Origin of the sequence: Pseudomonas sp. PICF6, assembly GCF_009831705.1 — a bacterium.
In the GTDB taxonomy this organism is placed as follows: domain Bacteria; phylum Pseudomonadota; class Gammaproteobacteria; order Pseudomonadales; family Pseudomonadaceae; genus Aquipseudomonas; species Aquipseudomonas rhizophila.
In genome coordinates, this window is sequence record NZ_WUUD01000019.1 from 56,202 (window position 1) to 76,260 (window position 20,059).

A 20,059-nucleotide genomic window follows, 5' to 3' on the forward strand; every position below is an offset into this window, starting at 1 on the left:
CAGGCCACCAGCGAGCAGGCGGCCAGCGTCGAAGAAACCAGCGCCTCCATCGAACAGATGAGCGCCAGCATCAACCAGAACACCGAGAACGCCAAGGTCACCGACGGCATGGCCAGCAAAGCCGCCAAGGAAGCCACCGACGGCGGTGAATCGGTGCAGCAGACCGTGGTGGCGATGAAGAAAATCGCCCAACGCATCAGCATCATCGACGACATCGCCTACCAGACCAACCTGCTGGCGCTCAACGCTGCAATCGAAGCGGCCCGCGCCGGTGAGCACGGCAAAGGCTTCGCGGTCGTCGCCGCCGAGGTGCGCAAACTGGCTGAACGCAGCCAGGTGGCGGCCCAGGAGATCGGCGAGCTGTCGTCCAGCAGCGTCGACATGGCCGAGAAGGCCGGGCATCTGCTCAACGAAATGGTCCCGTCCATCAACAAGACCTCGGACCTGGTGCAGGAAATCAGCGCCGCTTCCGAAGAACAGGCCGCCGGCGTGGCGCAGATCAACACAGCCATGACCCAGCTCAACCAGGTGACCCAGCAGAATGCTTCCAGCAGCGAAGAATTGGCCGCCACCGCAGAAGAGATGAGCAGCCAGGCCGAACAGCTGCAACAGGCCATGAGCTTCTTCACCTTGGACGCACCAGCCAAATCGGCCAGCCAGCCACTGAAGGTGGACAACACGCCAGGTCCGTCCAGTCGCAAGACAGCCCGTGCGCCCGCGGCGGTGATGCCCAAGGCATTTGCCTACAACATGGCCAGCGCGCCAGACGAATCCGAATTCACCCGGTTCTGACGGTCCGGCCCTACGGGCTTCGCTTAAAAGGAGAAAAGGCATGGGCGCCATCGCGACCACACGTCAAGCCGCCATCGCGGTTGAGGAAGAAGCGCAATACCTGACGTTTATGCTCGGCACGGAGATGTTTGCCATCGGCATCCTGTGCATCAAGGAAATCATCGAGTACGGCAACCTGACGGTGGTGCCGATGATGCCGGCCTTCGTACGCGGGGTGATCAACCTGCGCGGCGCGGTCGTGCCGGTGGTGGACCTGTCGGCCCGGTTCGGCCGACAGAACTCGGCGATCACCCGGCGTTCGTGCGTGGTGATCATCGAGGCCAACACCGAGGACGGCCCCGCCCAGGACATCGGCCTGCTGGTGGACACGGTGTCGGCGGTGCTGGAGATCCCGGCTTCGCAGATCGAACCGCCACCGAGTTTCGGGGCGAAGATCCGCGCCGATTTCATCAGCGGCATGGCCAAGGTCGACGGCAAGTTCGTGATCGTACTGGAGGTGGACCGAGTGCTGTCCATCGATGAAATGTCGCAGCTGGCCCAGGCCAGCCCTGCCGCGCTGGAAGCTGAAAACCAATGAACGCAGACACCTGCAAGGAACGCACTGTGAACTCATTGGCGCTCAATGACCGTGAGTTCAGCCAGTTTCAAGCCTGGCTGTATCAAGCCGCGGGCATCAACCTGTCACCGGCCAAGAAGGCCTTGGTGGCCGGGCGGTTGTTCAAGCGCCTCAAGCACTATGAGCTGGGCAGTTATGGCGAGTATTTCAAGCTGATCATGAGCGGCCAGCGCACCGAGGAATTGCAGGTGGCGCTGGACCTGCTCACCACCAACGAAACCTACTTTTTCCGCGAGCCCAAGCACTTCGATTTCCTGCGCGAACATGTGCTGCCCCATGCAACGCCGGGTAAAACCTTCCGCCTGTGGAGCGCCGCCAGTTCCTCGGGTGAAGAGCCCTACAGCCTGGCCATGACCCTGGCCGAAGGACTGGGCACCACACCTTGGGAAATCATCGGTTCAGACATCAGCAGCCAGGTACTGGCCAAGGCCCGTTCCGGACATTACCCCATGGAACGCGCCCGTACCCTGCCCCAACCGTTGCTGGTGAAATATTGCCTGAAGGGCACCGGCAGCCAGCAAGGCACATTCCTCATCGACCGGGCGTTGCGCAGCCGGGTCAACTTCATCCAGGTCAACCTCAACGACACCTTGCCGGAGCTGGGCGAGTTCGATGTCATTTTCCTGCGCAACGTCATGATCTATTTCGACCAACCCACCAAAAGCAAAGTGGTCGCCCGATTGCTCCCACGGCTCAAGTCCGGCGGGTATTTCATCGTGAGCCACTCCGAAAGCCTCAACGGCGTATCCGATGCGTTGAAACTGGTGGCACCTTCGATTTATCGCAAGCCATGAGCGCCGCGCTCAAGCAAATGCCCGAGGTGTATCTGGCGCCCGGCGAGTTTCGTTTCGCCACCAGCCCGACTCGCCTGCGCACCATTCTCGGCTCTTGCGTGGCCGTCACCCTGTGGCATCCGGAGCGCAAGATCGGCGGCATGTGCCATTACATGTTGCCCAGCCGGGCGCGCTGCTCCACGGCGCTGAACGGCATGTACGCCGACGAAGCCATCGAACTGTTCGTCCGCCAGGCAAAGGCCCATCGCACCGAACCCGAGGATTACCAACTCAAGCTGTTCGGCGGCGGCGAAATGTTCCCGGAGCTGCAACGCCAGGTGCCGTTCGGCGACGTGGCGCGGATGAACGTCAACGCAGCGCTGGAAATGGCCGCGCTGTACCGCCTGGACCTGATCGCCCAGGACATGGGCAGCACTGGCTACCGAAGCATCATCTTTGACCTGTGCAGCGGCGACGTGTGGGTCAGGCATCAACCGATAAGGACCCGGCATTAACCATGTCAAAAAAGATAAATGTACTGCTGGTGGATGACTCTGCCGTGGTTCGCCAGGTACTGCTGGCGATCCTCAGCGACACGCCGGACATTCATGTGATGGGTGCGGCGTCCGATCCGATTTTCGCCATGGACAAACTGGCCCGGGAGTGGCCCGACGTAATCGTGCTGGATGTGGAGATGCCGCGCATGGACGGCATCACCTTCTTGAAGAAAATCATGAGCGAGCGTCCCACGCCGGTGGTGATCTGCTCGTCCCTGACGCCCAGGGGCGCCGAAACCACCTTGCAAGCCATGGCCGCCGGCGCGGTGGAAATCATCACCAAGCCCACCAGCGGCTTGAAGAATTTCCTGCTGGAGTCGGCACCGGAGTTGATATCAGCCATCCGCGCCGCCGCCCAGGTCAACGTCAAAAACCTGGGCAAACGCCCTGCCCCAGCGCCGCTGACCCCAGCCACCAAACTCACCGCCGACGCCATGCTGCCGGCCGCCAACGGCCATGCCATGGCCCAGACCACCGAACGCATCGTCGCCCTCGGCACGTCCACCGGCGGCACCCAGGCCCTGGAAGCGGTGCTGACCGCCTTGCCACGGGTGTGCCCAGGGATCGTCATCGTCCAGCACATGCCGGAAAAATTCACCGCCTCGTTTGCCGCCCGACTCAACAGCCTGTGCCAGATTGAAGTACGCGAAGCCCGCAACAACGACCGTATCCACCCGGGCCTGGCCCTCATCGCCCCAGGCGGCAAACACATGATGGTGACCCGCAGCGGCGCGTTCTATCACGTACAAGTGGTGGATGGCCCCCTGGTCAACCGCCACCGCCCATCGGTGGACGTGCTGTTTCGCTCAGTGGCCAAATTCGCCGGCCGCAACGCCACCGGCATCATCATGACCGGCATGGGCGACGACGGCGCCCGCGGCCTGAAAGAAATGCTCGACGCCGGCAGCAGCACCGTGGCCCAGGACGAAGCCAGCTGCGTGGTCTTCGGCATGCCCAAGGAAGCCATCAAACTCAACGCCGCGCAGCGGGTGATGGGGTTGCAGGAGATTGCGCAGGTGATTTTGCATCGGTAGGCGCTAAGGACTGCTCCCCCGATCCACACAGAACTCATTGTGGGAGCAAGGCTTGCCCGCGATGCAGGCGATACAATCTTTCAGCAACCGAGGCGCCTGCTTCGCGAGCAAGCTTTGCTCCCACAACGGGGATAAATCCCCTCGCCACAAAAAGCGACCGGGTTTGCTTCAGTATTCCGCTGAAGCATTCCTTTGCTACAGGGCCACCTTGTCTGCGGGCTTGTGTCTACACCGGCGAAATCGTCGCCAGCACGCCAATCAAAAGGGTCAGTGCCAAAAAACCACCCAAAAAAATCGCCATCTTCGTCATGAGCACTCCTGGAGCAGAAAACTGCGCTACACGGGCGGTTTGATAGGCAAACCGCGTGGCTATTCTGAGGTGGGAACTGGGTTGATTACAGCGGCAGCTTTAACAGAAAAATACGGATCAGACGAAACGCGTAGAACCGTGCCTCACGACCGTTGTGAAGTCAGCCGACGACTCTCGTTTTCGCCATTGCAACGGTTCGTCAAGCTGGAGTTGCCTTTCGCAACCCTCCGACGTCATTGCCTACAACCACTACAGAATCAGCTGGCATTTGCCCCCTTCACCGGCTCAAGATTCAACGCCAGCACGCTCATCAACACGATAACCGCCCCAACCACCACCATCACTGACGGGCGCTCGGCCAGCACCAAAGAAGCCATCAACATCGCGGTGGGTGGTATCAGGTAAAGCGCCATGGAGGCGCGGCTTACATTGCTATGCGCCAGCACGTAAGCCCATGCGAGGTACGCCAGCGCGCTGGGAAAAATACCCAATATCAGCACCGCCAGATTCACCGAAACAGAAGCGTGTTGTGCGTCAATTAGCAGTCCCGGCGCGAAAATAAATAGCAGGACTGTGCCCGACCAGACGGTGTAGCAAACCATGGTCAATCCATCGTATCGCTGGGCATGACGTTTCTGGAGAGAGAAATACAGACTCCAGGACAGCGCCGCCAGCAGGATCAAGAGTCCATGGGCGTTCATATCACCCAAGCCACGATCCCCCGCCACGACCACGGCAGCGCCAAACAAGCCGCACACTACGCACCCCCACTGCCAACCACTGACTCTGTCCTTGAAGAAAAAATGTGCGAGTAAAGCGCTGAACAAAGGCGTGGACTGGGCGAGCACACTGGCGGCCCCGGCACTGACACCACGCTGACCGTAATTGAGCGCAATGTGGTGCAAGCTCACAGCGAAGAAACCCAGCACCGCCAGCAATGGCAGGTCCCTGAGACGCGGCCGGGAAATACCCTTGACCATCGCGACCAGGGCCATGAACACCGAAGCGATGAGAAACCGCATCAGCGCCAAGTGACCCGGATCGTAAGCCTGCAAGCCGATGCGAATGCCAATCGGAGAATAGGCCCAGCAAAAAATCACGAACATCGTCGCGAGGATAATTCTCGCACCGGGTTTGCTGGAGGAACCGTCGAACGACACACAACGCGTTTCCATTTAGAAGTCCCTGCCCCATTGAGCGTCTGCCGATTTGCCTCGAAGTATCGAAACCACCTCACATCAGCACAAGTGACTTAAACTCAACCTACTATTCACTTTGGGTGAGCTATGGAACTGTCCCAACTGCGCATGCTCAAGACGGTCTGCGACACCGGCAGCATCGCCCGTGCCGCTGAAGTGCTGCACTGTGTGCCGTCCAACATCACCGCACGCCTCAAGTCCCTGGAGCGGGAGCTCGGCACGCCGTTGTTCTTCCGCGAAGGTCGCGGACTGCGAGTCAGCCCGGCGGGTGAAGTGTTTGTGGGGTACGCGACAAAAATACTGAACCTGACAGAAGAAGCCCGCCGCGCAATAGCCCCTGACAGCGCGCCGAGCGGCCCGTTGCGCATTGGCGCGATCGAGTCCAGCGCCACGGGGCGTCTGCCCCAGCTGCTGGCCAAATACCACGCGCAGTACCCGCAAGTATCCCTGGAACTGAGCACGGGCACCTGGGCTCAGCTGCTGGACGATGTCCAGCATCACCGGCTCGATGGCGTAATCGTAGCGGTGGACATGGAGCGACCTGGACTCAAGCGAGCCGTGATGTACCGCGAAGATCTGGTGCTCATCGCCTCCGAGTCTCACGGCCCACTGCGCAGCGCGGCAGATTTGCGAGGCAAAGTGATCTTCATGTGGCCCACGGGCTGTCCGTACCGCTTGGCGCTGGAGCAATGGCTGCTACGCCATGAGCAAACGCAGCCGATCATCAGCATCGCCAGCTACGGCGCCATCGTCGGCTGCGTCAGTGCAGGTGCAGGTGTCTCGCTGGTGCCCCGTGGGATCTATGAGCAATACCGCCAGGGGGCTGGTTGGACGGGGTATGAATTTCCCGAGCTGGCGGGGATCGATAACCTTTTTTATTGGCATGAAAACACCGGTCGGCATCCTGCCAGGGAGGCGTTTTTGGGGATGCTGCAAACGGAGTTCGAGGGCTAGCTGCACCGCCCTCCCTGTGGCGAGGGGATTTATCCCCGCTGGACGTCTTGCACGCAACCGCTGATTACCGCATCCGTGTGGTGACTCAAGTACTGGAAAACATCGCGTTCCGATCCGAGATCGCCAGCGACACAGTGGTGCTTTCGGACTTGGCGCAACTTTTGGTAATTCCATTGCGCGATGGGTGTGATTTGCTGGAAGTGATTGGTCGACGACTTCAGGCGCAGGTTGAACATTGACAGAGTTTCGGGCGCTTAAAGCGCCCGTTTCTGCTTAGCTGGCCGATGAGTTCTGCACGGACTTCCCTCGTGGCATGCATTCGACCTTACCTGCCATTTACATCGGATTTGACCACCTATGATTGGCAGAGAATGGCCTTTGCTGCCCATCGCACGCCCTCACCGCACTGATGCCTGATAATCACCCAGAAGTACCGCGGCTTACTAAGCCGTTTCGCAAGAGCGAGCTCGCGGCAAATCACTGGACGAAGTTTCCGAGGGTGAAGTTGTAGCGAACTGAGTCGTTTCAGCTAGGCAACCCTCAGCGCGCCTCCCTGTTAGTCTTGCGCAGCAGTTCGTGGGCCATCTCGATGGCCTGCTCGCGTGAGGCGGCGAACAGCAGCGGGTAGCCCCAGACCTTGGCGAACAGGCCGGCGAATGCCTTGAATCCCAGGCGCTTTGCCGCGCTGGGTTCGACCATGATCAGGGCCAGAACCAGGCTGCGCAGTTGCGCCTTGTGCTTCTTCATCCACAGCGTGGTGCGTTTCTTTTCTTCTGGTGAGTGCTCATGGTCATCGCCGGGTGGCGTTTCGCTGAGCAGCACGAAGGGTTCGCCGCGCTGCAGGTTGGCTGCGAACTCGTCGAAGTCCTTCTGGGTATCGTGCCCGGGCTCGTGGGCGAAACTCATCCACACCAGCGGGAATTCAGCGCTATTCATCGGCATGGCGGGTTCCTTTGCGGTTGAGGTGACGCCAGCTGGCGGCGATGGCGAACACTCCGGGCAGGGTGATGAAGAATACCGCCGAGAAGGCGACGTACCAGCCGTCGCGCAGCCCGTCGGTGACTCCGCCCAGGGTATTGAGCACGACCAGCAGGCTGCCGAGGATCAGGACAGCCCACTGGGCCTTGCGGGTTTCGATCAGGGCGAGGAGCACCGTGACGATCCAGGAGCCATAGAAGGTAGGAAACACCCAAAGCATGCCGGGCTCGAAGGTAATCGCCGGGGCGGTGCCCTGTGCTCTCACAAAGTCGTTTACGTAGAAGAACAACTGGAAGGTCACGAAGAGCACTGCGCCAGCAGTAGTCGTCAACCAGAACAAGGTGACCTTGTTCGCATTGTGTATCGCCAATACGTGAACCGGGTTTTGGGTAGGCATGAGCACGTTCTCGATGTTCAAGGCGGTAGGGGCGCGAGTCGCCGGCAGCGATCCGCGTACTGCGGGCAATCAGTAGCGGTAGTCCAGCGTGGCCATCAGGTTGCGCGGGGCGCCATAGGTCACGGTGTCGAAGTCACCCTTCTGCAAGGCGTACTTCTTGTCGAATAGGTTGTTGACGTTGAGGCCCAGGTCGATGTTCTCGCTCAGGGCGTAACGCCCCATCACCGAGGTCAGGGCATAGGCGCTCTGTTCGCCGCCCAGCGTGCTGGTGCCAACGCCCGGCGCCTGGTAAAAGCGGCTCTGCCACTTCACGCCTGTGCCCAGGGTCAGCTTGTTCCACGCGCCAGGCAGCCGGTAGGTGGTGAAGAACTGGGCCGTGGTGCGCGGTAGCTGGGAGTTCAGGCGCTCGCCGTCGCCATCCTCGGCGGTGAAGTGGGCGATACCGGCGTAGATGTTCCAGCCAGTGGCCAGCTCGCCCTGCAGGTCGAACTCGATGCCGCGAGACTTGGTGCCGTCGGCGCCGGTATAGGCGTTGGCTCCGCCTGGGGTGAACGCGCCGGGGACCAGTTGCGCGGCGTTGTCCAGCTTGGTCTCGAACACCGCCACGGCAGCATTCAGGCGCCCGTCCAGATAGGCGGCCTTGAGGCCGACTTCCTTGGTCTTGCCCTTGGACGGCGTGAGCACGTTGCCGGTCGTGTCGCGGAAGTCGGTTTGCGGGTTGAAGATGCCCGTGTAGCTGACGTAAGCCGAGTAGGTACTGTCGATGTCGTAGACCAGTCCGACGTACGGGGTGAATTCGTTGTTTTTCTTGTAGTGCAGCGTGCTGCCGTTGGCGTCGTCGTCGACCTCGTAATAGTTCAGGCGCCCGCCGACGATGAGCTTCAGCGGATCGGCCAGGGAGAAGCGGGCCGCACTATAGATGCCGCTCTGCTTGACCTCGGTGCGGGTCGGGATATGCGGTATGGCATCAAAGTTGGGCCGTGGCGTGCCTGGGCTCAGGCTATGGATGTTGATCGGCGTAAAGCCTGCGAAGAACGGCGCTACATCGTCCTGACTGGCCTTGCGGCGTGAACTTGTCGCGCCGACCACCAGGTCGTGCTGGCGACCGAGCATTTCGAAGGGGCCGCTGGCCATCACGTCAAAGGTGTTCTGGCGACTGCGCCCCTCGGACGCCACTGCGAACGGGAAGGCGCCCAGCCCCGTGACGGGGTCAGGCCGGCCACCCAGGGAGACCAGTTCGGATTCGCTTTCGGTGCGGTACTGGTTGAACACGCCCTTGAGCGTCCAGCCGTTGTCGAAGCGGTGCTCGACTTCGGCAAAGGCGGTCTTGAGGGTGTTGTCGAAATGGCTCCAGTCCTGCCCATAGCTCTTGGAGCGGGAATAATCGATCTGCGAACCGTCGCTGTACCACAGCGGCAAGCCGCCCCAGGTGGCGCCCTTCGGCGTAATGTCCTGGTAGTCATAGCCCAGGCTCACCGTGGTATCGGCGGTCAGGTCGGCCTCGACGATGCCGTAGAACGCCTTGCGCTCGGGCTTGTAGCCGTCCAGGTAGGAGTTGCCGTCCTGATAGGTGCCTACCAGGCGCGCGCGGATGCGGCCGTCCTCGGTCAGCGGTGTGGAGACGTCGCCCATGCCGCGGTGGGTATCCCAGCTCCCGGCGCCGAGGGAGGCGGATGCGGCGAATTCAGGTGTCGGCCGTTTGCGCACCAGGTTGATGGAGGCTGAAGGGTTTCCGGTGCCGGTCAGCAGGGCCGAGCCGCCACGCACCACCTCGACACGGTCATAGAAGGCGGTGTCCAGGGCGCTGATGCCGCTGCCGTTGACGGCGTTGCCGATCACGGTGGGGATGCCGTCGTACTGCACGTTGTTAATCAGCAACCCCCGCGAATAGAAGCTGGTGCGCTCGCTGTCGGCCTGGCGCGCGGTGACACCGTTGGTGTTCTCCAGCACGCTCTGCACCGTGTTGAGTTGCTGGTCGTCCATGCGCTGGCGCGTGATCACGGTCACCGCCTGGGGCGTTTCCTTCAGCGTCATCGGCAGGCGCGTCGCCGCTGCCGTCTCGCCGGTGGTGTAGGAGCCGGTTCCCTCGGTGGTCGCGTTGTCCATTTGGCCTGTCACACGGATTGCCGGCAGGGCCACTTCCTTCTGGGCTGAGTCTGCTGCCTTATTTTGCGGCTGCGCCGTCTCGGCGGCAAATGCGCCCGGCGCACTGAGCACAAGCGCTGCCGCAATCGCCGAGCCCAGCGCGCTGCAGGGCGCGTTTTTGAGGTGCCCGGCGAGCGGCGGGCAGACGACTGAATCGGCGCACAGAGCAAGAGACGAGCGAAACTTCCCTGTAATGGATGAAGTTTTCATTTAAGCAATACTCATTTGCATTTAGATGGCGCATTTAACAACAAAGGCAATGCGCCATGATGGTGAAATCAGGCCAGATTGTTATTCGATTCGGCCAATAATGATCACACCCTCCCGCTGGCCGTTTTGAGTAATAGTCATGGTTGATTACGGAATATGGTCGACTTGCCAGGCAGACTGACGAGGGGCAAACGGCCGGCGTGACATGCGGCGATGTCGCCGTTATGCGCGGTCGTCTTCATGGGCGAGCGACGTTGCAGGGTGTGTGGGGGGTGCTGAAGTCCGCGGCTTTTTAATAAAGCAGCGCAGGCTTGCGTCAGGACAGGCGGATTGGATCAGAGGGCGATCGGATCGGGGAGCATGATTCCGGGCGCAGCTGCCGTCACCGCGCTGCCGGTGCGATCCGAAAGGTAGCGAGCCGGCGGCTTGCCCACCGCCTTGCGAAACATCGTGACGAAGCCGCTGGCGTTTTCGTAGCCCAGTTCCAGCGCCACCGTTTGCACGCTGTCACCCTTGGTCAGCCTTTGCAGCGCCAGGATCACGTGCAGCTGCCGACGCCAGCGCCCGAAGCTCATGCCAATTTCCTGCAGCAGCAGGCGGCTCATGCTGCGCTCGCTCATACCTATGCGCGTCGCCCAGGCGGTCTTCGACGTCTTGTCAGCCGGCGTCGCCAGGATCATTTCCGCGAGGCGACGCAAGCGTGGGTCACGCGGCATGGGCAGGTGCAGGTCCTCCACCGGCGCCGCCACCAGCTCGTCGAGCAACACCGCCAGCAACCGTTCCTCCCGTCCGCCTGGGGCGTACAGCTCGGGAACGGCGGTCGCCTTGAGCAGCAACTCGCGCAGCAGCGGCGATACCGAAATTGTGCAGCAGGTGGTCGGCAGATCCGGCGCGGCATCCTGCTCGACGAACAGGCAGTAGCACTCCACTTCACCGGAACCCCAGGCCGAGTGGGGCAAGTCGCCGGGGATCCACAAGGCGCACTGCGGCGGCACGATCCAGACGCCTTCTTCGATTTCGCAGTTGAGGATGCCGCGAACCGAGTAGATCAACTGCGCCTTGCGGTGCTGATGCGTGGCATTTTCCCAGTCCTTGGCGACCAATGTGGCACTCAGAGCCACAACCGGCCGCGAGACGCTGTCGACGTCCATGGTGGAGGTCAGATCGGTAACGGCGATGCTCGACATGAGGTGTAGAGACTCGGATAGAAAAGGAGGCCTTGGCCTAGCTGGAAAGTATCACGAGCCGCTAGTGTAATGACATCCGGCCTTCCCTCCACGTCAGCAGATGTGGATTTCGTGCACATGCGCGATTTCCAGTCCGGTTTTGAGTACCTGTCGCACTCGAAAACGTTTTTACACAGCCTCGGCCGAAAACAGACGAAAGCCCACCCCATCCCCCGATCTACTCCACAACCCCATTAAAAACAACAGTCCCATCCCCCTCCTTCTTAACCGTCAACCTATTCCCCTCCACCAGAACCTCAACCAACTCAGAACACCCAGCCACCTCCCGCTTCCCATCAACACGCTCGACCTTGGCATCAAAACTAAAAACATAAGTAGACGCCGGGCAAGCATTCCCACCCTCCCCCGTGGAAACAACCACCACATACCGGCTCGGCCCAAACGTATAAGCCTTTTCAATCGCCACATACCCGGTGTACTCAGCCTCCTCGACAATTGCCTCCATGACATTCACCACCCCAGCGCGCGTTTGATAATTCAGCGCGGTCCCCGTCCCTTGGGTCTGGGTCGTGAAAGGCCCGGCACGCTCGGCGGTGACGGGCAAGGTTTCATAGGCAACACCGGGGGGCGCTGGGGGCGCGATTTGAGTCGTGACGGTGGGTTTTGCAACGAGGTTTTGTTGGGGTTCAGGAAGATCGCATAGGCCGTTTTTGCAAATGAAATCCCCTTGGCAATCGATATCTTCCGAGCACTGGTTGGTTTCTTCGAAGGTGCTCTGGTTGGCTTTGGCGTAGCCGACGACGGCCAGTGCAAGGAGGGTGCAGACGAACAGACGCTTCATCGGTGAAGTCCTTTTCTTGGATGGTGATCAGATGATAACTGCAAACCTTCCGGGTTTGTCTCTGGTCACTTTCGATTTTGCAGTGTCGGGTGGTCCAACTTTGCTTTGAATACTAGCCTTGCAAACGTGCGCACAAGGAAGTCGAGAAACCATGACTGACCGCGATCAACTCCATCGAAATGGGTACGCTCTGCTCCGTCAAGCGATCCCAACCGAATGGCTGGAAGACCTGCGTGCCGTGTTCGATGCAGGTGTGAGGCCGTCGGACCAATGGCCCGTGCCGCGTGGCATGGACTGGCGTCATTCGCTGTTGGACGATGATGCGAAGATTCAGGCTGTGTGTCGTCTGCCCCAGGTGCTAGCGGTCGCGGGTGAGTTGATCGGGGAGCGGTTCTTTCTGTCGCAGGTGGAGGGGCGCGAGCCTCTTGCCGGTGGCGGCCATCAACCGCTGCACCGCGACTTGTCGGCCCAACGGCCAGGCGACATTGCCATGGCCCTGGCTTTTTTTGACGACTATGGCCCTGAGAACGGTGCGACACGCATCGTCCCCGGCAGCCATCGCCCCGAGCCAAGCGAGCAGCCATTCGACTTCACCAACGAATCACGCTCCGTACAGCTTTCAGGTTGCGCCGGTGACATCCTGGTGTTCGATGTGGACTTGGTGCATGCGGGCAGCCTGAACTCGGTGGGTTCGCACCGTCGTTCGATTTTGATCAGTTATTTTTCGGAGCAGTTGTACGCTTCACACTTGGAAACCGTGGGCCTGCGTAATGTTCGTATGGCCACGAGTGAGCGGTTCGAGCCTTTGGATTTTGGCTTCGGGCTACGCTCGCCTAGGTAAAGATGCAATCATTTGCGCATGACACACCGCCAGAATTTCATCGGCCAGCGCCGAGTCGTCAGGACAGGCACGCGATAGCATGATCGCGCCGACCGCGTGCGCCAGCAGGTCGATCATTTTCCCCCTCGCCTCACCCGGCACCGCATCCGGCCCGGTCGGGTATTTTTCGCCGAGAGTTTGCAACATGCGCTCGATGCCTTCAGCGAATGCCGCCTTCAAATCGTCCGACTGACGTGCCGCGTCACCGCACAACGCTGCCATGGTGCAACCCGTGGCGCGCCCGTCGCGATGGTCCCGCGACACATACACATCAATGAAGTCCTTCACGCTCAATGCGTCGACGCCGATCAGTGACTGCTCAAGACTCTTCGCCGAGGCTTCGGCCATCAGGTCAGCCTTCGAACCGAAATGTTTGTAGAAACCGCCATGGGTGAAGCCGGCGGCGGCCATCAGGTCGGCCACGCCGACCCCGTCAAAACCGCGCTCGCGAAATACGACTGAGGCTGTTTCGACGATGTGCTCCCGATTTGCCTGGGCCTGGGCTTTGGTCACGCGCATGTTTCGATACCTCGTTACCGCTGGAAATTCATCGACTGATCATACATTGATGTTGATCATAATCAAAACCGTTGACAGTTTAGATTTCGATCATCATCATAATTTCCAGCGATCAGACCAGTTACCAACGGACACGGAACAACCTCCCATGAGCGACCTGAATCTGTTTACCGCCTATACCTTGGCCCAGGCACTGGCTGATCGAGTCTGACTTTTTCTCATGCATCAATCCCAATCCATGTTTCTCACAAAGAGCTGACATCATGACTACTCGCCCTACCGTTCTCATCACTGGCGCGTCCACCGGCATTGGCGCGGTTTACGCTGAGCGTTTCGCCCAACGCGGACATGATCTGGTGTTGGTCGCCCGAGATCACTCTCGCCTGGAAACGCTCGCCGCGAAGTTGCGTGGCGAGCACAACGTCGCCGTTGAAGTGCTTCAGGCCGACCTGACTCAACTCACTGACCTGCACAGCGTCGAAGCGCGCCTGCGGGATGATGCGCGCATCGGCATCCTCGTCAACAATGCCGGCGCCGCACAGTCCGGCACCTTCATCGAGCAAAGCACCGACAGCGTTGCACAACTGGTAGCCCTCAACACCACCGCACTGGTGCGGCTCGCCAGCGCCATCGCGCCGCGCTTGGCCAAAGCAGGTGAAGGCGCGATCATCAACATCGGCTCGGTGGTGGGTCTGGCGCCTGAGTTCGGCATGACGGTCTACGGTGCGACCAAGGCGTTCGTGCTGTTCCTGTCCCAAGGCTTGAGCCTGGAACTGTCGCCTCAGGGTGTCTATGTGCAAGCCGTACTGCCCGCAGCCACCCGCACGGAGATTTGGGATCGCGCCGGTATCGACATCAACACTTTGAGCGAAATCATGGAAGTGGGTGATCTGGTCGATGCCGCCCTGGTGGGCTTCGACCGTCGCGAGCCGGTGACCATTCCTCCGCTGCATGAAGGCGAGCGCTGGGATGCCCTGCAAACCGCGCGTCAGGGTCTTTTGTCGCAGATCAGGCAGTCCGCCGTGGCGCAGCGCTATTTGACTCAAGACTGACCCATGCCGACAGGTCGGCCTCGCCCCACTCTCATTCCCCCGACAAGAGCAGCTGCAACATGAAGGCATTTTTTATCGACCGCTACGGCAAGCAGAACGGAATGATTGGCGAAGTGCCCGACCCTGTGGTCGGTGTGCATGACGTTCTGGTTCAGGTGCATGCAACCAGCGTGAACCCGTTGGACTCGAAGATCAGAACGGGGGAATTCAAACTGATCCTGCCCTATACGTTTCCATTGGTATTGGGCAATGACCTGGCCGGAGTGGTTGTTAGCACGGGTTCGGCGGTGAAGCGATTCAAGCCAGGAGACGAAGTCTATGCACGTCCTCCAGAGGCCCGGATCGGGACGTTTGCTGAACTGATCGCCGTGGACGAAAACGCGCTCGCGCTGAAACCCTCGAATCTCGACATGGCCGAAGCGGCTGCCATCCCCTTGGCGGCTTTGACGGCCTGGCAGGTGCTGGTTGAGACCGCCCAGCTGAAAAAAGGCCAGAAGGTGTTGATTCATGCTGGATCCGGTGGCGTCGGCACGTTTGCTATCCAGCTCGCCAAACACCTTGGCGCCTTCGTTGCGACCACCACCAGTACGGCGAATGTTCAATGGGTGAAAGCACTCGGGGCGGATGTGGTCATCGATTACAAACAGCAGGATTTTGCAAAGGAGTTGCGCGATTTCGACGTGGTGTTGAACAGCCTCGGCGCCGATGTACTGGAGAAATCGATCAAGGTGCTCAAGCCTGGTGGACAGCTCATTTCCCTTTCAGGGCCGCCGACCGTGCAATTTGCCCAAGAGCAAGGCCTGTCTTGGGTGCTGGGGCAAGTCATGCGCCTGCTGAGCAGCGGTATTCGCAGAAAAGCCCGCAGACATGGGGTGAGCTATGCGTTTTTGTTCATGCGAGCCAACGGGATACAACTGCAGAAAATCACCTCGCTTATCGAGGCTGGGGTCATCAAACCGGTCATCGATCGCTCCTTCCCTTTTGCATCGACCGCAGAGGCGTTGCGCTACGTCGAGCAGGGCAGATCAAAAGGCAAAGTCACCATAACAATCAAATAAGCGCACGACAAAAGATGTCAGTAGATGATGTGCATACCGCCAAGTACCCGACTGCGGCGCCTGAACCAGAGGAGCCGCCAGCGCACGACAAGTCCATAGAAGAGCAGTTGCCACCGGAACCCGCACGGGTAGAAAAGCCGATCATCTTTTGGCGTGGTTTGATGCTTGAGCAGTAACCGGGAAACGGTTCAAAAAGCAGGCGGTCGGCCAGGTCGGAGTTGCACTGGGGTACCAGACCTGGCTGCATTTACACCCCCATGCCTACTCCACCGCCTCAGCCACGCCCTGATCCTCCCCCAGAAATCCGCCACTCTGGTGATGCCACAACCGCGCATAGGTGCCGTTTTTCCCGAGCAATTCGGTGTGGGTGCCTTGTTCGATGATGCGTCCATCATCCATGACGATCAGCCTGTCCATCGCCGCAATCGTGGACAATCGATGGGCGATGGCGATCACGGTCTTGCCCTGCATCATTTCATCGAGGCTTTCCTGGATGGCGACTTCGACCTCTGAATCCAGGGCGCTGGTGGCCTCGTCAAGCAGCAGGATCGGGGCATTTTTGAGCATTACCCGGGCAATGGCGACGCGTTGACGCTGGCCGCCCGAAAGCTTGATACCCCGCTCGCCCACCAGGGTGTCGTAGCCGCTGTGGCCTTGCTTGTCGCTCAGTTGGCTGATGAACCCATCGGCTTGGGCACTGGCCGCGGCGCTGCGGATTTGCTCGTCGGTGGCATCGGGGCGTCCATAGGCGATGTTGTCGCGAATGGAGCGGTGCAGCAGCGAAGTGTCCTGAGTCACCATGCCGATGGCGCTGCGCAGACTGTCCTGGGTGACGTGCGCGATGTTCTGCCCGTCGATACGAATCTCACCCTTGTCCACGTCGTAAAAGCGCAGCAGCAGGTTGATCAGCGTGGATTTACCGGCACCGGAGCGGCCCACCAGCCCGATCTTTTCGCCCGGGCGAATGCTCAGGCTCAGGCCATCGAGCACCTGGCGTTCGCCGTTGTAATTGAAGCTCACATTGTCGAAAGTCACCGCGCCGCCCGTGGTGACCAGCTCCCTGGCGTCCGGGGCATCCTGCACCTTGGGGCCGCAGGCCAGGGTCGCCATGCCATCCTGCACGGTGCCGATGCTCTCGAACAGCGAGGTCATTTGCCACATGATCCAGTGCGACATGCCATTGATGCGCAACGCCATGGCAATAATCGCCGCCACCGCACCCGCGCCCACTTGACCTTGGTGCCATAGCCATAGGGCATAACCGCCTGCCCCCATGATCAACCCGACCACCAATGCCTGATTGACGATCTCGAACTGGCTGACCAGGCGCATCTGGCGAAAGCCGGTCTGCTTGAAATCCTCCATGGCAGCGCGCGCGAAGTGGGCTTCACGTTTGGAGTGGGAGAACAGCTTTACCGTGGTGATGTTGGTGTAGGCGTCTGAGATACGCCCGGTCATTGATGACCGCGCATGGGCCTGCTCCTGCCCTACTTTCTCAAGGCGGGGTACGAAGTAGCGCATGGCAAGACCGAACAACGCCACCCAGACAATGAACGGCAGCATCAGCTTCAGATCAAAGCCGCCGGCCAACGCGATGATCGCAATGAAGTACACCCCGATCCCCGGAGCGATCTCGATAATGGTGAATAACACCTCGCGCACCGACAGCGCCGTCTGCATCACCTTGGTGGTGACCCGGCCGGAGAACTCATCGGAGAAGAACGAAAGGCTTTGCCGCAGCATCAGCCGGTGAAAATCCCAGCGTAGCCGCAACGGCAGGTTGATCGCCAATATCTGGTGCTGCACCATCGTGCGCATCGCTACCAGCCCAATGCTGGTCACCAGCACCACGCCGATGCCCCACAGCACGCGACTTTCCTGTCGGGCCGCATCGCCGCCTGCCTGCCAGATCGACAGCATGTCCACGACCTGCCCGAGAAAAGAAAACAGCCAGGCTTCGTAAATCGACACAGCGGCGCTGAGCAGCGCGAGCGCGAGAATGTAACCGCGTGCGCCCCGCGTGCAGGCCCACAGGAACCGCGCCAGACCTTCAGGTGGCGGAGGTGCCTCGTCGGGCGGAAAAGGGTCGAGCCGTTGTTCAAATGCGTGAAGCATGGTGATCTCCAAAACCATCTGGTAAAGAGATTCTGGCATTTAAAGGTTGCTTTGAGGGGTTTGGGTGGAGGAAAGGTTGTTCACCCGGCACAACGAGGGTGCACGGGAGCAGACGTTTCATGCCTCACAAGGAAACCGAGAACGCCATGATCGACCGCAAACAACTGCATCAGGACGGCTATGCCCTGTCCGCCAAGCGATCCCGGCCGAGTGGCTGGATGGCCTGCGTGCCGTGTTCGATGCCGGGGTGAAACCGTCGGACCAGTGGCCAGTGCCGCGTGGCTTGGACTGGCGTTACTCGATGCTGGACGACGATGCGAAGGTTCAGGCGGTATGTCGCCTGCCACTGGTGCTGGCAGTGGTGGGAGAGCTGATCGGGGAGCGGTTCTTTCTCTCGCAGGTGGAGGGCCGCGAGCCTCTGATCGGTGGTCACCAACAACTGCACCACAACTTGTCGGCCCAACGGCCAGGCGACATCGCCATCGCCCTTATTGCCCGACGGGCCGCTCATACCGCCGCTGAATCCGCTCCACCTCCCCTGAGCGCCGCAACTGCTCCAAAGCCTTGGCCCACGCGGCCACCACCTCATCGTCAGAGTCAAGGCTGAAGGCGATGTACAGCGATGACCGATAGAGTTCGATGGGGATTTTGCGCAGTGTGCCCGGTGCGATATTCAACTGGCGGCTGTAGTAAGCCACCCCGGCATCGGTGTCACCTACGATGATCTTGGTCCGCCCGGCGAGCAGCATGCGGTAGAGCAGCTTGCTCTCGGTTGCACTTTTGTCCAGGTTGTTGAAGCCCAGCGACTGCAGCATCTGCGGCACCAGGCCGGCATGTCGCGTGGTGATCTGCGGGGCGTGCAGCAGTTGTTCCAGGGAATTCACCGGCGGCGTACTGGCCAACTGATAGGCATGAATGGACTCTTCCACGATCGGCCCGACCCACTTGTACAACGGCTCGCGCTCCGCCGTGCGAAACAGCGAGAACATGATGGTCTTGCTTCGGGTCCTCAGTACCTGGGTGGCGCGCATGCTGGGCTGCAGCAGCACCTCGAAGTCATCCCCGGTCAGTGCCATGATGGCTCGCACGATTTCAGTGGTCATGCCGGTGAGCTGGTTGTTCTCCTGATAGTTGTACGGGGCCCATTCTTCGGTGACCACCTGATACGGCTCGGCCCTGGCAACGCCAGTACCGAGCAGCAGACAGAGCAGCGCTGCGACAGGTGTCGATTGTTTCACGGGCTCTCCTGATGGGCTGCCTGGTGTTTATGGGGGACCTGATAAGCATAGCCTTAAACACGCACCAAACAGTTGGTGCGCCCCCTTCAGCGGAGATAAATCCCCTCGCCACGGGCTCACCCAAGCGCGTCACTGCCCCCAGCCATTAGCCACAACGATGCGTCGTATAACCGAGGCAGGCGTTCCCCCCGCACCGCCGTCGCCTTATCTTTGCTCCAGCGATCAATGAGGTTCGCGCTGCCCAGGATTCCTGCCATGCACACCCAATCCATTCTCCATCGCACAACATTGCTAGCTGCCCTTTTTCTCACGGCTGCGATCTACCCCCTGACTTCCACCGCAACGCCAATAGAAGCCTCGCGATCACACAAATCCCAGCTGCCGGGCGTCTATCGATTCCAAGTGGGTGAGGTACAGGTCACCGCACTGAGCGACGGTACGCTACCGCTTAATCTTCACCCGCTGCTGCGGGGCATCAGCACCGGGCAAATAGACGCGCTGTTGCAGAAAGGCTTCGTCCGTAACCCGGTGGAAACCTCGATCAACGCCTACGTAATCGACACCGGTTCTCATCTGGTACTGGTGGATACAGGCGCCGGCGAACTGTTCGGCAATGTAGCCGGCAAACTGCCCCAGAGCCTGGCCGCCGCTGGCTATCGGCCGGAGCAGATCAGCGACATTCTGATCACCCACATTCACACCGATCATTCCGGCGGGCTGACGCGGGATGGGCAGATGCTATTCCCCAACGCGACCATTCACGTGGGTCAGGCCGATGTGGATTTCTTCCTGGATCCGGCCAACCTGAGCAGCGGACTCCAACCCAAGCACCTGGAAGAAGCGCGCAAGACGATTGGCCCCTACCTTGAGGCGGGCAAGGTCAAGACGTTCACCGCAAAGACCACCCTCCTCCCCGGCATCACCGCCATCCCGACACCGGGCCACACGCCGGGCCATAGCTTCTACAGGGTCGAGAGTCAGGGCCAAAGCCTCGATTTCTGGGGGGATATCCTGCACGTCGGCCTGATCCAGTTCGCCCGGCCCGAGGTGACCATCAGTTTTGACGTCAATCAGGACAACGCACGAGCCCAGCGGCTGCGTCAGTTCGAAACCTCAGCCGATGAAATGCGCCTGTCTGCGGTCGCGCATTTGCCCTTCCCCGGTATCGGCCATATTCGACGCGAAGCCGGAAAGTATGAGTGGG

At 60.3% G+C, this 20,059-nt stretch carries 20 protein-coding genes and 1 pseudogene; 12 read left to right on the top strand and 9 right to left on the bottom strand.

All coding sequences use genetic code 11. The annotated features are described in order from the left end of the window. The 5 genes from GSM73_RS27285 to GSM73_RS13105 form a co-directional block, all read left to right on the top strand. Positions 1-792 (top strand): methyl-accepting chemotaxis protein (locus GSM73_RS27285; protein ID WP_256676892.1); only part of this gene is annotated, 792 nt, incomplete at its 5' end. Between the two features lie 40 nt (positions 793-832). Continuing rightward, complete coding sequence (locus tag GSM73_RS13090) at positions 833-1,369, top strand: chemotaxis protein CheW (RefSeq protein WP_047227661.1); 537 nt, start codon at positions 833-835, stop codon at positions 1,367-1,369. Then, entirely contained in the window at positions 1,366-2,202 is an 837-nt protein-coding gene (locus tag GSM73_RS13095; RefSeq protein WP_047227662.1) for a protein-glutamate O-methyltransferase CheR, read from the top strand. Before GSM73_RS13090 ends, GSM73_RS13095 begins: the two co-directional genes overlap by 4 nt. Next, on the top strand, positions 2,199-2,696 hold the full coding sequence (cheD, locus tag GSM73_RS13100; protein ID WP_047227663.1) for a chemoreceptor glutamine deamidase CheD: 498 nt from the start codon (positions 2,199-2,201) through the stop codon (positions 2,694-2,696). The genes GSM73_RS13095 and cheD overlap by 4 nt, the downstream gene beginning before the upstream one ends. A gap of 2 nt (positions 2,697-2,698) precedes the next feature. After that, complete coding sequence (locus GSM73_RS13105) at positions 2,699-3,772, top strand: chemotaxis response regulator protein-glutamate methylesterase (RefSeq protein WP_160892863.1); 1,074 nt, start codon at positions 2,699-2,701, stop codon at positions 3,770-3,772. 567 nt (positions 3,773-4,339) lie between these two features. Here the strand turns inward: GSM73_RS13105 and GSM73_RS13110 are convergent. Continuing rightward, positions 4,340-5,257, bottom strand: a complete 918-nt coding sequence (locus GSM73_RS13110) for a DMT family transporter (RefSeq protein ID WP_160892865.1) — start codon at positions 5,255-5,257, stop codon at positions 4,340-4,342. Between the two features lie 111 nt (positions 5,258-5,368). Here GSM73_RS13110 and GSM73_RS13115 point away from each other — a divergent pair, with 111 nt between their 5' ends. Together GSM73_RS13115 and GSM73_RS13120 are read left to right on the top strand one after the other, a co-directional pair. Then, entirely contained in the window at positions 5,369-6,235 is an 867-nt protein-coding gene (locus GSM73_RS13115; protein WP_160892867.1) for a LysR substrate-binding domain-containing protein, read from the top strand. Positions 6,236-6,249: 14 nt separating this feature from the next. Beyond that, a complete protein-coding gene (locus tag GSM73_RS13120) occupies positions 6,250-6,474 on the top strand; it encodes a hypothetical protein (RefSeq protein ID WP_076385358.1) in 225 nt (74 codons plus the stop codon). 301 nt (positions 6,475-6,775) lie between these two features. On the opposite strand, the gene GSM73_RS13125 is transcribed toward GSM73_RS13120, so the two are convergent. The 5 genes from GSM73_RS13125 to GSM73_RS13145 form a co-directional block, all read right to left on the bottom strand. Then, a complete protein-coding gene (locus GSM73_RS13125; protein WP_076385360.1) occupies positions 6,776-7,177 on the bottom strand; it encodes a hypothetical protein in 402 nt (133 codons plus the stop codon). Continuing rightward, entirely contained in the window at positions 7,164-7,610 is a 447-nt protein-coding gene (locus GSM73_RS13130; RefSeq protein ID WP_139050612.1) for a hypothetical protein, read from the bottom strand. The genes GSM73_RS13125 and GSM73_RS13130 overlap by 14 nt, the downstream gene beginning before the upstream one ends. Before the next feature lie 69 nt (positions 7,611-7,679). Further along, complete coding sequence (locus GSM73_RS13135; protein ID WP_256676893.1) at positions 7,680-9,716, bottom strand: TonB-dependent siderophore receptor; 2,037 nt, start codon at positions 9,714-9,716, stop codon at positions 7,680-7,682. A gap of 584 nt (positions 9,717-10,300) precedes the next feature. Further along, a complete protein-coding gene (locus tag GSM73_RS13140) occupies positions 10,301-11,152 on the bottom strand; it encodes a helix-turn-helix domain-containing protein (protein ID WP_028941359.1) in 852 nt (283 codons plus the stop codon). A gap of 217 nt (positions 11,153-11,369) precedes the next feature. After that, complete coding sequence (locus tag GSM73_RS13145; protein ID WP_160892871.1) at positions 11,370-11,993, bottom strand: hypothetical protein; 624 nt, start codon at positions 11,991-11,993, stop codon at positions 11,370-11,372. A 151-nt stretch (positions 11,994-12,144) separates the two neighbouring features. Between GSM73_RS13145 and GSM73_RS13150 the strand changes: the two genes are divergently transcribed. Continuing rightward, complete coding sequence (locus tag GSM73_RS13150; RefSeq protein ID WP_160892873.1) at positions 12,145-12,834, top strand: phytanoyl-CoA dioxygenase family protein; 690 nt, start codon at positions 12,145-12,147, stop codon at positions 12,832-12,834. Here the strand turns inward: GSM73_RS13150 and GSM73_RS13155 are convergent. Then, positions 12,817-13,392 (bottom strand): TetR/AcrR family transcriptional regulator, encoded by a 576-nt coding sequence (locus GSM73_RS13155; protein WP_160892875.1) that lies wholly within the window; start codon positions 13,390-13,392, stop codon positions 12,817-12,819. The genes GSM73_RS13150 and GSM73_RS13155 overlap by 18 nt on opposite strands. Before the next feature lie 263 nt (positions 13,393-13,655). On the opposite strand from GSM73_RS13155, the gene GSM73_RS13160 reads away from it, so the two are divergent. After that, complete coding sequence (locus GSM73_RS13160) at positions 13,656-14,444, top strand: SDR family oxidoreductase (protein ID WP_076385372.1); 789 nt, start codon at positions 13,656-13,658, stop codon at positions 14,442-14,444. Between the two features lie 59 nt (positions 14,445-14,503). Then, a complete protein-coding gene (locus GSM73_RS13165; RefSeq protein ID WP_076385374.1) occupies positions 14,504-15,502 on the top strand; it encodes an NADP-dependent oxidoreductase in 999 nt (332 codons plus the stop codon). 261 nt (positions 15,503-15,763) lie between these two features. Here the strand turns inward: GSM73_RS13165 and GSM73_RS13170 are convergent, their stop codons facing one another. After that, positions 15,764-17,617 carry an ABC transporter ATP-binding protein gene (locus GSM73_RS13170; RefSeq protein ID WP_107322768.1) on the bottom strand — a complete coding sequence of 618 codons (1,854 nt, stop codon included), beginning with the start codon at positions 17,615-17,617 and terminating at the stop codon, positions 15,764-15,766. Positions 17,618-17,763: 146 nt separating this feature from the next. On the opposite strand from GSM73_RS13170, the pseudogene GSM73_RS13175 reads away from it, so the two are divergent. Continuing rightward, positions 17,764-18,107: pseudogene (locus GSM73_RS13175) on the top strand (phytanoyl-CoA dioxygenase); the annotation flags it as partial. Here GSM73_RS13175 and GSM73_RS13180 read toward each other — a convergent pair. Further along, positions 18,106-18,855, bottom strand: a complete 750-nt coding sequence (locus GSM73_RS13180; RefSeq protein WP_107322769.1) for an ABC transporter substrate-binding protein — start codon at positions 18,853-18,855, stop codon at positions 18,106-18,108. The pseudogene GSM73_RS13175 and the gene GSM73_RS13180 overlap by 2 nt on opposite strands. A gap of 255 nt (positions 18,856-19,110) precedes the next feature. Between GSM73_RS13180 and GSM73_RS13185 the strand changes: the two genes are divergently transcribed. After that, on the top strand, positions 19,111-20,059 hold a 949-nt coding region (locus GSM73_RS13185), incomplete at its 3' end, for an MBL fold metallo-hydrolase (protein WP_160892879.1).

Bases quoted from the DNA above. Each gene is read 5' to 3' on its own strand.
- GSM73_RS13095 (WP_047227662.1), top strand. From the start codon at position 1,366: ATGAACGCAGACACCTGCAAGGAACGCACTGTGAACTCATTGGCGCTC.
- GSM73_RS13115 (WP_160892867.1), top strand. From the start codon at position 5,369: ATGGAACTGTCCCAACTGCGCATGCTCAAGACGGTCTGCGACACCGGC.
- GSM73_RS13110 (WP_160892865.1), bottom strand. From the start codon at position 5,257: ATGGAAACGCGTTGTGTGTCGTTCGACGGTTCCTCCAGCAAACCCGGT.
- GSM73_RS13125 (WP_076385360.1), bottom strand. From the start codon at position 7,177: ATGCCGATGAATAGCGCTGAATTCCCGCTGGTGTGGATGAGTTTCGCC.
- GSM73_RS13140 (WP_028941359.1), bottom strand. From the start codon at position 11,152: ATGTCGAGCATCGCCGTTACCGATCTGACCTCCACCATGGACGTCGAC.
- GSM73_RS13170 (WP_107322768.1), bottom strand. From the start codon at position 17,617: ATGCTTCACGCATTTGAACAACGGCTCGACCCTTTTCCGCCCGACGAG.
- GSM73_RS13160 (WP_076385372.1), top strand. From the start codon at position 13,656: ATGACTACTCGCCCTACCGTTCTCATCACTGGCGCGTCCACCGGCATT.
- GSM73_RS13105 (WP_160892863.1), top strand. From the start codon at position 2,699: ATGTCAAAAAAGATAAATGTACTGCTGGTGGATGACTCTGCCGTGGTT.
- GSM73_RS13135 (WP_256676893.1), bottom strand. From the start codon at position 9,716: ATGGACAACGCGACCACCGAGGGAACCGGCTCCTACACCACCGGCGAG.
- GSM73_RS13130 (WP_139050612.1), bottom strand. From the start codon at position 7,610: ATGCCTACCCAAAACCCGGTTCACGTATTGGCGATACACAATGCGAAC.
- cheD (WP_047227663.1), top strand. From the start codon at position 2,199: ATGAGCGCCGCGCTCAAGCAAATGCCCGAGGTGTATCTGGCGCCCGGC.
- GSM73_RS13155 (WP_160892875.1), bottom strand. From the start codon at position 13,392: ATGCGCGTGACCAAAGCCCAGGCCCAGGCAAATCGGGAGCACATCGTC.
- GSM73_RS13150 (WP_160892873.1), top strand. From the start codon at position 12,145: ATGACTGACCGCGATCAACTCCATCGAAATGGGTACGCTCTGCTCCGT.
- GSM73_RS13145 (WP_160892871.1), bottom strand. From the start codon at position 11,993: ATGAAGCGTCTGTTCGTCTGCACCCTCCTTGCACTGGCCGTCGTCGGC.
- GSM73_RS13090 (WP_047227661.1), top strand. From the start codon at position 833: ATGGGCGCCATCGCGACCACACGTCAAGCCGCCATCGCGGTTGAGGAA.
- GSM73_RS13165 (WP_076385374.1), top strand. From the start codon at position 14,504: ATGAAGGCATTTTTTATCGACCGCTACGGCAAGCAGAACGGAATGATT.